Origin of the sequence: Methanobrevibacter sp. (assembly GCF_045577275.1) — an archaeon.
Lineage (GTDB): Archaea > Methanobacteriota > Methanobacteria > Methanobacteriales > Methanobacteriaceae > Methanobrevibacter.
Genome location: NZ_JAZNIB010000327.1, coordinates 1 through 13,255, shown reverse-complemented (window position 1 = coordinate 13,255; position 13,255 = coordinate 1). Strand labels below are relative to the sequence as shown.

At 31.5% G+C, this 13,255-nt stretch carries 11 protein-coding genes; 9 read left to right on the top strand and 2 right to left on the bottom strand.

Annotated features, from left to right (window positions below; translation table 11 throughout):
- Positions 1-289: 289 nt before the first annotated feature.
- The 7 genes from ACKI67_RS09510 (at position 290) to ACKI67_RS09480 (ending at position 7,720) form a co-directional block, all read left to right on the top strand.
- Positions 290-1,522: an LL-diaminopimelate aminotransferase gene (locus ACKI67_RS09510; RefSeq protein WP_407463292.1), complete on the top strand. Its 1,233-nt coding sequence runs from the start codon at positions 290-292 to the stop codon at positions 1,520-1,522.
- A 125-nt stretch (positions 1,523-1,647) separates the two neighbouring features.
- On the top strand, positions 1,648-2,328 hold the full coding sequence (locus ACKI67_RS09505) for a DUF6882 domain-containing protein (RefSeq protein WP_407463291.1): 681 nt from the start codon (positions 1,648-1,650) through the stop codon (positions 2,326-2,328).
- Positions 2,329-2,447: 119 nt separating this feature from the next.
- A complete protein-coding gene (locus ACKI67_RS09500) occupies positions 2,448-3,062 on the top strand; it encodes a DUF6891 domain-containing protein (protein WP_407463290.1) in 615 nt (204 codons plus the stop codon).
- A 23-nt stretch (positions 3,063-3,085) separates the two neighbouring features.
- Complete coding sequence (locus ACKI67_RS09495; protein ID WP_407463289.1) at positions 3,086-3,724, top strand: hypothetical protein; 639 nt, start codon at positions 3,086-3,088, stop codon at positions 3,722-3,724.
- Positions 3,725-3,748: 24 nt separating this feature from the next.
- Entirely contained in the window at positions 3,749-4,291 is a 543-nt protein-coding gene (locus ACKI67_RS09490) for a hypothetical protein (RefSeq protein ID WP_407463288.1), read from the top strand.
- Positions 4,292-4,574: 283 nt separating this feature from the next.
- A complete protein-coding gene (locus tag ACKI67_RS09485; protein ID WP_407463287.1) occupies positions 4,575-5,594 on the top strand; it encodes an adenylosuccinate synthetase in 1,020 nt (339 codons plus the stop codon).
- Positions 5,595-5,815: 221 nt separating this feature from the next.
- Complete coding sequence (locus ACKI67_RS09480; RefSeq protein WP_407463286.1) at positions 5,816-7,720, top strand: hypothetical protein; 1,905 nt, start codon at positions 5,816-5,818, stop codon at positions 7,718-7,720.
- A 126-nt stretch (positions 7,721-7,846) separates the two neighbouring features.
- On the opposite strand, the gene pyk is transcribed toward ACKI67_RS09480, so the two are convergent.
- Together pyk and ACKI67_RS09470 are read right to left on the bottom strand one after the other, a co-directional pair.
- A complete protein-coding gene (pyk, locus tag ACKI67_RS09475; protein WP_407463285.1) occupies positions 7,847-9,250 on the bottom strand; it encodes a pyruvate kinase in 1,404 nt (467 codons plus the stop codon).
- Between the two features lie 277 nt (positions 9,251-9,527).
- Complete coding sequence (locus ACKI67_RS09470; RefSeq protein ID WP_407463284.1) at positions 9,528-10,712, bottom strand: coenzyme F420-0:L-glutamate ligase; 1,185 nt, start codon at positions 10,710-10,712, stop codon at positions 9,528-9,530.
- A 273-nt stretch (positions 10,713-10,985) separates the two neighbouring features.
- Between ACKI67_RS09470 and ACKI67_RS09465 the strand changes: the two genes are divergently transcribed.
- Together ACKI67_RS09465 and ACKI67_RS09460 are read left to right on the top strand one after the other, a co-directional pair.
- Positions 10,986-11,369: a transposase gene (locus tag ACKI67_RS09465; protein WP_407463283.1), complete on the top strand. Its 384-nt coding sequence runs from the start codon at positions 10,986-10,988 to the stop codon at positions 11,367-11,369.
- A 647-nt stretch (positions 11,370-12,016) separates the two neighbouring features.
- Positions 12,017-12,964, top strand: coding sequence for an ABC transporter substrate-binding protein (locus tag ACKI67_RS09460; protein ID WP_407463282.1), 948 nt, complete (start codon positions 12,017-12,019; stop codon positions 12,962-12,964).
- Positions 12,965-13,255: the final 291 nt, after the last annotated feature.

Genomic DNA, 13,255 nt, shown 5'->3' with positions numbered 1-13,255 from the left:
TATTATATGTATATCTTTTTTATTTTATTTATACATTAGTTTTATAATTTTTTTCATATCCCTATTTTTCACATTTTCAAAAAATTTTTCAATAAGGTGCATTTTTTCAATTATTGCAAAAATTAGTGTTTTTTTAATAGATTTTTTGATAAAATACACAATTTTATATAATATATTTAATAAATATTTAAGTGTTAAATAGTTGAATCTATAATTAAATTAATCTAATTAAGTTTATAATTTAATATTTATTTAACTGATAATTTTTAAAAATTTCAGAGGTAAAACCATGGTTAAAATTAATGAAAACTATCTTTTATTGCAAAATAGTTACCTTTTTGTTGAAGTAAACAGACGTGCTGAAAAATATATGGAAGAAAATCCAGATAAGAACGTTATTAAAATGGGTATTGGAGATGTAACCAAACCTTTAGTACCTACTGTCATCAACGCTTTCAAGGATGCAGTTGATGAAATGGCTGAAGCTGATTCATTTATGGGATATGGTCCTGAACAAGGATACAGCTTTTTAGCAGAAGCTATTATTAAAAATGATTTCAATAAATGGGGAGTAGACTTAGACCTTGATGAAGTATTCATTTCTGACGGTGCAAAATGTGATACAGGTAACATTCAGGAAATCTTTTCCTTAGACAATGTCATTGCAGTAACCGACCCTGTTTATCCTGTATATGTTGATACCAATGTAATGGCAGGAAGATCCGGAAACATCAAGGATGATGGAATGTATGAAAACATCGTATACCTTCCATGCACAGAAGAAAACAATTTCGTTCCAGAACTTCCAAGTGAACCTGTAGACTTGATTTACCTTTGTTTCCCAAATAACCCAACTGGTACCACCTTAACCAAAGATGAATTGGCTAAATTTGTGGAATATGCAAAGGAAAATGATGCTCTTATCTTATTTGACGCAGCTTACGAAGTTTTCATTACTGAAGATGATGTACCTCACACAATCTATGAAATCGATGGCGCTAAAGAAGTGGCTATTGAATTTAGAAGCTTTTCAAAAACAGCAGGATTTACAGGTACACGTTGCGCTTACACTGTTGTTCCTAAAGAAATTAAAATCAAGGATGCAGAAGGCAATGAGCAATCTGTCAATGCATTATGGAACAGAAGACAAACAACCAAATTCAATGGTGTTTCTTATCCTGTTCAAAAAGCTGCAGAAGCAGTTTACACCGAGCAAGGACAAAAAGAAATCATGGAAAACATTGAATACTACTTGGAAAATGCAAGAATCATTCGTGAAAGCTTATCTGAAATTGGATTGAATGTTTACGGTGGAGTAAATTCCCCTTACATCTGGGTAAAAACTCCAAATGATATGGAATCATGGGACTTCTTTGACGTGCTTTTAGAAGAAGCAAACATCGTAGGTACTCCTGGTTCAGGATTCGGTCCAAGTGGAGAAGGCTACTTAAGATTAACTGCATTCAACACTTTAGAAAACACTAAAGAAGCTATGAGCAGAATTTCCAAATTATCCTTTTAGATCCTATCTTTAGGATAATTATTTTTTCTTTAAAATTCAGACTTCTTTAGGATAATTATTTCTATCTTAAAATTCAAACTTTAAATTTTATTTTACTTTATTTATTATATTTTTTTGGTGAAAAAATGGAAGTTAATTCTCTTTTAATTGAAGAAAATGATGATTTACAAGATTTATTTGCAAAATATGGTGCTATTGCATTGGAAAAACAAGAGACCTTATCTTCAATAGTGGGAAATGCAGAACCTGAATTGGACATAGAAAATGGGCTTGTCAAATTTGGTGAAAAGGAATTCCCTATTCAATTGATTGGATTTTTAGACCCTGATGAAGACACTTGGTCTTGGGCTTGGGATAACGAGGATATTGGTTTTCCAGAAGAATTGGTTGAAGAGGCAAAGGCAGTTAAGGAATTTGGTGAAAAGCAAAACGTTCCACAATTCTGCGAAAATGTATTTGCAGCAAACTTGACTGAAGCTCATATATTGACTATGACAGTATCTTCCCTATTTGGAAATGATGCATATTGTGCTGTCAATTATGGAAGTTTTGTCTTCTTTGTAACTATTGAGTCTGATGAGATACAGCTTAGTGATGATATTGATGTATTTGCAAATGTCATAAACGATTTCCATCGTAAATTTGAAGTAAATCATTTGAAAGCTTTAAGCGGCTATTCTCAACTTAAAGGCTATGAATATAAAGATAGGGATGAATTTTGCATTGTAAAAGTTGGAGATGACAGAATTGTTGTCACTTTGACTGAAAGAAGAAACATTTATACTATTAAAGTCATTAGAGCTTAATGACTTCTATTTTTTTATTTTTTCTACCTTTTTATAAGTTTATAATCTTATAACTTTAAATCTTATAAATTTATAATTTTATAATTATTTATAAATTTCAAAGTCTAATGGGTGTTATTATGGATAAAGAACTAATTGATGAGATCAATTATGAAATTCAATTATTGATTAAATCAGGCTTTTATGATGAAGATGAAATATTGGAAATAATCGATGATGAGTTCATTGAAGAGAATCTTTCACAGGATCTAATTTCAAAGCTCCTTTTGGAAAATAAGGAAACTTTAGAGGAAATCAGTGAAGATTCAGAGGATTTCACCAATCTTAAAAATGCCTTTTTGGACTTGACCAAGGAGAACATCATTTCCATTCACAATGCAGGATACGACATTGAAGAAGGGATACAAGATTCATTTGAGCTTTTTACTCATCTTAGAAACAATAAGTTCACTCCTATCGGGTTCTGTTTTTATACCTTTGAAGACATTGAAAATGTTTTGGAGGAAAATGATTTGGCCATTGCATTCGGTGACTTTGAATATGATGAGAAAAAAGGATTGGAAATAGCCAAAAGGATTGTAGCAGTTCTAAAAGATTATGGTTTTGATATTGATTGGAATGAATCCGTTGATGAAAGGATTCTGATTAAATGCTTTGATTGGAAAAAGCATTTTGATGGAAAAGAGTATTCCATGGATGGAGCACTTGAGGACTTCATTGAACTTAATAAGTAAATTAAGCTATTTTTTGTGATTTTATGAACAAGAGATCAAAAGAGATTATTGAAGAGGCAATTTCACAGGGAAAGTGGACTTGGCTGGAAATAGACAGCAATTCCAATTCATTGTATTTGGAGTTTGAAAATCTTAAATTGTCCTCTAGACCCATTTTTGACAATTCATATAGAGGAGAATTGGCAATTCGTTTTGGTCAAAACATTTATCTGTCCTTATTCTATAATGAAAAGAAGGATTTAAGCTTTTTACATTTTAAGGAAGACTATTTGAATCATATTATCGATTCCAAGGAATTCATAACAGAAAAGTTCCCATATTTCTATCAGGAATTTTATCAGGATGTGAAAAAATTCAAATTCCAGGATTATGATTATTTGGATGAAATAATGAAGGAATATGATTATAATCAGGATTTGGTTGATAAAAGAAGTGAAAATAAGAATTATGACTTTTTATTATGTTTTGAATGTGAAAAGATAGCTATTGTGGTTGGTGGAGATTTCATCAACTGCTTCAATGATTTTGAATCCTTGAATGATGATGAGATCAAAAGGGTTTCAAATAATTGGGTCTTTTATTATTTGGATTATTGGAATAAAAAAGGAACTGACAAGGAATATGCAGAAGATTTGCTTTGTGAAGAGTTTCCTTTAAAATAAACTTATTATTTCATTGGTGTATTTATGGAACAATTGGAAAAAGGATACAATTATTTGGAGGAAAACAAGTATTTCTTTGGAGAAATCCCTCATGAAAGGGCAGTAAAGATTGCCGATTACAAATTCTTTTGGGATGTATCTGATGATTTGGCTCCTTTTGGATGTGAAGAGGCTTATATTGCATTTTGCGAATTGTGTGATTGGCTGATTGACAATCCTGACACTCCAATAATTGATTGTTTCATATGGATTTTAGAGTCATGGGAATTAGGTTTGGATGATTTCAATGATGAGATTATTGAAAGTGAGAACATATTGAAAATCATTCAGGATCTTGACTTTTATGAAGATTTGATGAGCTTGGACTATACAGTGATTTCTACAGGATTTGCTCAATTGATTCTTCAAGGAAAAATCGATATGGATGTAAAGAACATCATTCAACTATCTATTTTGCGTCAAATGAATTCACATGTTTTGGATGCATTTTTCGGAACCAATGAACAATGCAAATATGAAAGATACTTGTATCTCAGAAAGCTATTGGACATATTGGAAGATGCCTAATCTTTTATTCTTTTTTTAATGTTTGTCCATATTTTAATAATTTTTTTAATTTTTTTCACTATTTTTCTTAATATTTCCTTAATATTCTATTTAATTATTCAATAGGATAATATTTATAAATGTTAAAAAATAAAATATATATGGTCAATGAACTATGAATTTTTTAAAATAATAGTTCAAAACCTTTTATTTAAACTTTTAATTTATTATATTTATTTCTATTTCAAAAGACTATACTTAAAAGACTGTACTTAGAATATTATTTTTAATAAGGAGATTTTAAATGACTTGTAGTATATTAGTTGGAGGAGCTTGGGGTGATGAAGGTAAAGGAAAATGCATCACTTACCTTTGTAATAATGACAAGCCAAGCATTATTGCTCGTGCAGGAGTCGGACCAAATGCAGGGCATTCCGTTGAATTCAATGGAGAAAAATACGGTTTAAGATTAACTCCATCTGGTTTTGTACACACAGGTGCCAAACTCATGATTGGTGCTGGCGTTTTAGTCAATCCAGACGTATTGTTTAAGGAATTTGAAGATTTGAAGAAGTATGATGTAAAGGGAAGAATGTCTGTAGATCCAAGATGTGCAATCATCACTGAAGAGCACATTGCAAGAGATAAGAATTCCGAACACTTGTCAAAAACTATTGGAAGTACAGGTTCTGGCTGCGGACCTGCAAACTCAGACAGAGTTATGAGAACAGTTGGTCTTGCAAAGGATGTGCCTGAACTTGCTGATTATATTGATGATGTCTCTCTTGCTTGTAACGAAGCTATTGACAATGGAGAGGACATTTTCATTGAAGGATCACAAGGATTCTCACTTTCACTTTATTATGGATCATACCCATATGTAACCAGTAAGGACACTACAGCTTCCACATTTGCTGCAGATGTCGGTGTTGGTCCAACTAAGGTTGATGAAGTAATCAATGTATTCAAATCTTATATTTCACGTGTTGGTGAAGGTCCTTTCCCAACAGAAATGACTCAAGAGGAAGCAGAAAGCAAAGGTCTTGAGGAATATGGTGTAGTGACTGGAAGACGTAGAAGAATCGGTTACTTTGATATGGAACTTGCTAAGGAATCCTGCAGAATCAATGGCGCTACCCAAATCGCATTGACCTGTGTAGACAGATTATTCGATTGTGCACGTGTACAGGATTATGGTGAATTGTCTGCAGAAACCAAGGCTTTCATTTCTGAAATAGAACAAGAAACCGGAGTGCCTGTTACCATTATTTCTACTGGACCGGACTTAAAGGACACAATTGATTTAAGAAAAGAATTATTATAATTCTTTTTACTTTTTTTATTCTTTTTTTTTAAAATTAACAGAATTTTACTCATTTTTGAAATTATTTAATTTTCAGCTATTTTTCTAAATTTTTTTCAGTATTATAAACATCATATATAAAGCCTTAAATAAGTTAATTAATAAATAATCTTTTAAGAAAAGAGTATTTTGAAGATTTTAATAATTTCTTAAAATTTTTTTATAGTTTTTTTGGTGATAATATGTTAAAGAAAAAATTGATGATTATTTCTATATTTCTGTTATTTATTCTAAGTATAGGACTGGTTTCAGCTTCAGAAGATTTCAATCAGGGATGCGAGGGGGATAATCAAATCGCAATAGTTGATGATTCGATTTCTGATTTGGATATTGAAGAATCCATTTCTGATGACAATAGTCTAAATGATAAAGATATTTTAAAAGATGGAGAAGATAGTGGCGAGGAAGAAAATACTGTAATAAGGCCCGATGACTACACTCCAAGTGATTTTCAAAGGATTATAGACAATGCAAATGAAAATGACTGTTTTGAATTGGAAGGTACTTTTGAAGGTTATAGGTTTCATCTTAACAAATCATTAAGTTTTGTCGGTACTTCCAATGGAGCAACATTCCTTGAAACCAATTCTGGATTGGATGAATCAAACTTTTTTGTTATCGACTCAACTGATCTTGTAATAACTTTTAAAAATTTAAAATTTATCGGGGGTTGTAACGAAGAGGGAAGAGGAGGTGCAATCTCTTCAAACTCATCATTAATAATTGATAATTGTACCTTTAGCAATAATAATGCCCGTATGGCAGGAGCCATTTATGTGGCAGGAAAGTCCAGTGATGTATCAATTACAAATTCTATCTTTGAAGATAATTATCTTATTTTCCATTATGACTGGCCTACAGCAGGAGCCATTTACACTGATGCAAACAGTTTATATATTGAAAACTGCAGTTTTAAGAATAATATTGCCACATCTGACAGTGAGTATAATGTCACTTCTGTAGGTGGGGCCATATATTCACTTAATCCATGCAGTATAATAAGTTCCAATTTTATTGACAATCGTGCTGGAGAGAACTACAGTATTGGAGGAATTCTTGATTTGTTTGGAGATAGCATCATTAAGGATTGCATTTTTGAAAACAACATTCCGATGCCAATCAGTGTCCATAATGCAAGTCTCACTTTAATCAATGGTGACAATACAACAGAGTATTCTGGATATTTCAAATTGGATAATCAATTCATTAAGCATTCTCTTGTAGCAACTGTAAGCAATCTAACTACAACTTATAACTCTAGCAAAGCATTTGATATAAGATTCCTTATGGAAGGCGGAAATGTTTCTGATTATTCTGTTCCTGCAACTTTATATGTTTTCACTGGTGATGATAGGGAGATATATGAAATTGAAACAAGTTTTAACGCTAATGGAATCGCTTCCTTTAAAAATGCCTCTTTATTAGGCATTGGAACCCATAAGGTAGAAGTTCGTTATTTAAATCTCCAATATGATGATATAATTGAAACAGTTTACATTACAGTTAAAAAAGCCACAACCAATGTAACCGCTCCTAAAGTTAGCAATTACTTTGGTGCATCCAAGTATTTCAAGGTTACAGTTAAAAATAAGGCTACAAACAAGGCTGTAAATGGAGTGAAACTTACTCTAAAAGTGTATACTGGAAAAACATATAAGACTTATACCATCAAGACAAACAAGAGCGGAGTGGCTGTCTTCAATACCAAATCATTGGCTGCAGGATCTCATAAGGTTGTTGTCAGTTCTGCAGATTCAAGATACTCCATTTCCAAAAACAGTACAATAACCATTAAAAAGGCTCCTACAACCATTAGTGCTCCAAAAATCAGTGCCAGATATAAGAAATCCAAATACTTTAAGGTAACTGTAAAAAGCAAAGTCACTAAGAAAGTGGTTAGTGGAGTAAAAGTTAAGATTAAGGTTTATACTGGTAAAAAGTATAAGACTTATACTGTAGCTACAAACAAAAAAGGAATTGCTAAAATAAATACCAAAAAATTAAGAAGAGGTAAACATAAAGTGGTAATTTCTTCTGGAAATAAGAATTACAGCATGTCTAAAAAGAGTTTAATAACAATTAGATAATTTTTAGCATTTATTTCATTTCCTTTTTTATTTTTTTATTTTTTAAATTTTTTATTCTTATTTTTTTTATTCTTTTTTTAAATCCTATTTCTACAATTATAAATTTCAATCCTATTTTTTTTTAAATCATATTTCTACAATTCTTATGAGATTAGTTCTTTTTGATTCACCTAATGGGAATCCTCCAGTAACTATTATTAAATCGCCCTTATTTAATTTAAACTCTTTTTGAGCTATTTCCTTAGCGGTTTTGTTCATATCATTTATATTATTAAATATGTCAGTTACAACTGCCTTGACTCCAAAGTTCAAGACAACCTTCTCTGCAATGTGCTTAGATGGACAAATGGCTAATATTAATGGGTTTGGTCTGAAATTGCTTATCTTACGTGCTGTAAATCCTGTCATGGTTGGTGCAACAATCAATTTGATGTCAGAATATTCCACAGCAGCTATGACCAGTCTGGCAATTGTATCGCTGATACCTATTGTTCCTTTGTATGCAGTATGTTTTGTATAGTCAATGGTTGATTCCACATATTTGCATATTCTATTCATAATTTTGACGGATTCTACAGGGTATTCTCCTATTGTGGTCTCTCCTGATAGCATTACGCAGTCAGTTCCATCCAATATTGCATTAGCCACATCTGAAACTTCCGCTCTTGTAGGCCTTGGGCTTTCATACATTGAAGCAAGCATTTCTGTAGCAACGATGGCAAATTTACCCTTTTCACGGCATTTTCTAATGATTCCTTTTTGAAGCATTGGCAATTTCTCCAGTGAAACTTCCACTCCCAAGTCTCCTCGAGCCACCATGATTCCATCAGACACTTCAATGATCTCATCTATATTTTTAATTCCCTTGCTGCTTTCAATTTTTGAGATGATTAGAGCATCTCCTCCAGATTCTTCAATTATTTTACGAGCTGCAATAACATCCTCTTTTGAAGTTACAAAGGATAAAGCCAAATAGTCACAGGAATGCTTTGCTGCAAATGAGATATCCCTTTCATCAGCTTCGCTAATGAAATCCAATTTCAAGTCAACTCCAGGAACATTGACGGTCTTATGGTTTTTAATGTCCCCTTCTCCTAAAGCTTCCAAAACAACATAATCCTCTTCCTTTTCTATGACTTCCAATTCAAGAAGAGCATTGTCTATAAGCACCTTGTTTCCCACTTCTATCAGGTCGATTGCTTCACTATGATTAACTCCGAATTCCTCTTCATTGCCGTGTATGCATGTCTTGCTCATCCTGATTGTGTCTCCCTTTTTTAGAGTCACTCCTCCAGATTCAAATTCCAATGTTCTGAATTCCGGCCCTTTGGTGTCATACATTATGGCAATAGGCCGATTGCATATTTTACGAACCTCTCTGATAACTTCTATTGTTTTTATTATGCTCTCTTCTGTAGCATGGCTAAGGTTAATACGTGCACAATCCATGCCGTTATTGACCATTTCAGTCATCACTTCAACAGAATCGGATGCTGGACCAATGCTTGCTATAATTTTTGTCTTCTTCACATTAGCATCTCCAAAAACTAATCATTCATATGGATATTATGTTTAAAGATTTTATAAATTTGTTGTTTTGATTTTAAAAAGAGAGTATGGAAATAAGACCAAAATGCAAAAATTAATAAAAAATAAGCATATTTGTTAAAAATAGTAATAAAAATTGTGATAAAATAATAAAAATAGTAAATAAAAATAGTAATTATAGTTTAAATATTAATAAAAATAGTTTTTTTTAAAATAAGAATAAATAATAAAAAAATAAAAAAAGAAAAGGATAAGATATTTAGTCATTTGCTAAATTATCGAAGTATCCTTGGATAAATACAACTGGAGTTCCTTTATCTCCGGAACCGCTGGTTAAGTCACATAATGAACCGATCAAGTCAGTCAATACTCTTGGAGTGGTTCCTTCGGTAATCATTTGTCCAGTTAAGTCTTCATCTTTTTGTCTGATTTCTTCTTTGATTGCTTCTTTTAATTCGTCACCGTGTAAATCAGCGAACTTATTGTCAGAAACATATTTCAATTTGATTTCATTTGGATATCCTACTAATCCATCAGTATGTGCTGGTGAAACAACAGGGTCAGCTAATTCCCAAATCTTTCCGACAGGGTCTTTGAATGCACCGTCACCGTAAACCATTACTTCAATTTGTTTGCCGGTAAGGTCAATCAATCTTTTTTGCACTTCTCTAACTAAGGTGTCTCCAGTTTTTGGGAAAAGTTTTAATCTTTCTTCTGTTGCTTTGTTGGAACCGAGTAATCCGAAATCAGGGTTGCATCCGGAGTCTCCGACAGGTTCGGTTAAGACTTCGTGGAGTCCGTATACATTAGCTCCTTCTTCTTTAAGCAATTTAGTGGTTTTTTCTCTAGTGTGGATATCACAGGTTAAAACATCAGTGTTATAGTCAAGAATTGTTTTTACATCATTGGAGAAGACAAATTCAACTTCACAGTCTTCACTTTCAATCAATTCTCTGTAAAAGTCAATCATGTTGATTCCGGTAAATGGGTGTTTCCATGAACCGAAGGTTTTGTAATATTCATCTTCAGTGATGACGCTTCCTAAATTGTATTCACTTTTATCTAAAAGCTCTTCATCTAAAATACCGTTTCCCACTTCGTCTGCAGGGAAAGAGGTTAAGAGAGTGATCTTATCCATTGCTCTTGCAATACCTTTTAAGATAATGGAAAATCTGTTTCTACTTAAAATAGGGTTTGTCACTCCAATGTTTTTGGATGGGAACTTGTTTTGTAAATCTGTTGCAACATCATCTACAGTTACATAGTTTCCTTCTGAAATACCTACAACTGCTTCTGTAATTGCAACGACGTCTTTATCTTTGAATTCAAATCCTTCACTTTCTTTTGCTGCCATCAATGAATCTACGACTATAGTCGCCAAATCATCATTTTCTTTAATAATTGGTGTTCTTATTCCACGTACTACTGTACCAACACATCTCATTTTTATTACTCCTGATAACGATAAAATCTTTTGTTGGAAAAATCCAACAACCTATTTATTTTATATTCGTTTAATTATTTATATGTTAAGTTTGTATGTTAGTTTTCTTCAATTATATTAGATGGATTTTTAGATTGAAATAATGCCGGAAATTTCTTCTTTTCTTAAAAAAATAATTTTAAATCAATTTTCTAGGGGGATTCAATTTAATTTTAATAAAGTATTACTGATTTGACAAAAATTATAAATATTTTAATAATAATATTCCTTATCATGAAAGATATTATTAATCCAGATGTAGAAATTCCTGATGATCAGGTAGCTATGGCATTCTTTAGGAGTGTCCGTTGGGTTAATGGAGTCTATTGTCCTAAATGCAAATCATATAATATTAATAATAGAGGAAACCAAGGTAGGACTCGCAGGTATGTGTGCAAGGATTGTGGAACCAATTTCAATGACTTTTCCGGCACTATTTTCCATAAGAGTAAAATTCCTCTTAATGTAATGTTATATATCCTGTTTAATTTGGATAAGAAAACAACCACCCAATTGTCTGAAGAGTTGGATTACAGCAGGCAATGCATTTCAAGGATATCTAAGCTATTTAGGGATAAGCTATTGAGCAATCCTGAATTTTTCGATATAGATGAATGATTTTAATTTTAGATATCTTGGATTATCGTTAATTTTTTTTAAAAAAGTGGCATTGTTTTTTAGCCATTTGTAATAACCTCCAACAATCTAAAAAATTCTGATGTTAGCATATTGGTGCATATTTTTTTATTTTTGTAACTTTTATAGTGCATCGATGTTAGCATATCAGTATATTAACAATTGTTATACATTCTTCATTAACCTAGTTATATACTTTTAAATTCTTATTATTCTAATTTTTATCAAATCTTTTTTAATATTCCTTATTTTTAGCACGATTTTTTAAATTTAAATCTTTTTAAAGAGTTTAAAGTTAATAAGTTTTATTTTATCATGGCTATTTTTTGTACTATTAATCTATCATGCCTTTATTTAATGAAAAACATTATATACTTCCTTTATCCAATTAAAATATAGGTAATAAGTTTTTAAATTATATTTTATTAATCCATAAAAACTAATTGATAAATACCTTTTTAATTTCAAATTAAACCTTTATTTTAAATTATTAGTTTTTTCTAAATTATATGATTATAATTTATAAAAAAACAACTTATTATTTTAAAAGTTTTTATATGAGTTAAAATCCCAAAATGGGATTGTATAAGAACAGTCTTTTGTTTAATTTTAAAAATTAAAGTGATTTTATGGATAAAAAAATTCTCGCAATTATTGCTGTAATCCTTATAGCTATTGTAGCTGTAGGTGCGTACTTTGCAACTAGCGGGGGATCTGGGGACAATGTAGTAAAAATAGGTCACTTGCCTTCAGACCACGACACCGCACTTTTCGTTGCACAGGAAAAGAAAATGTTTGAAGACCAAGGTCTTACTGTTGAATTAACCCAATTTAACAATGGTGGAGACTTAATGACTGCTATGGCAAGTGGAGATATTGATATTGGTTATGCAGGAATTACTCCTGTAATGTCTTCCATTTCTCAAGGAGTTCCAGTAAAAGTTGTATCTGGTGCTCAAATTGAAGGAAGTTCCCTTGTTGCTAACAAAAACAGTGGAATCAACACTGTTGCTGACTTAAAAGGCAAAACTGTAGCAACTCCTGGTGAAGCAACCATTCAAAACATGCTTTTAACCTCTGCTTTAACAGATGCAGGTGTATCTACTAGTGATGTTGAATTCACTACCATGAAAGCTGCACAAATGACCGATGCTTTAAAAGCGGGTCAAGTTGATGCTATGATCATTTGGGAACCGTTTGCTTCCATTGCAGTTAAAAATGGTGATGGTAAATTGATTGAAACCAGTGGACAAATGATTCCTGGTCACCCATGCTGTTGTGTTGCAGCAAGAGAAGATTTCATCAAGAACCATCCTGATGAATTGAAAGCAGTCTTGGAAGCTCATGAAAACGCTACCAAATTCACCAATGAAAACCCTGCAGAAGCAGCTCAATGCTTGCCTGAAGACATCGTACCTGATAAAGACTTGCAAGCAGGTGTAATTGAAAACACTACCTTCATTTCCGGTTTAGACAGCAGTTACAAACAAAATGTAATGGACTTCATGAACCTTGAAGTAAAATTAGGTCTTCTCAAAAACCCATTAACTGAAGATCAAATCTTTGCAGATTTATAGGTTAATAGGATTCTAGATTTGATTTAATAAGTTTTACTCCGACGGAGTAATTCTTATTTTCTTTTATTTTCTTTTTTTAATTTTTATTTATTTCATATTATTTTTCATATCATTTACATTTGATTTTTTTTAAATGCTAAATTATATATATTGATGAAATGTAATTATTAATATAATGATAATATAATTCATTAATTAATTATTATTAATTTTTTAAAAAAGTTATTTTTAAGCAAGAATATTGGTTAATAAATTATATTAATTAATTTTTTAGATAGTGATTTATGTGAA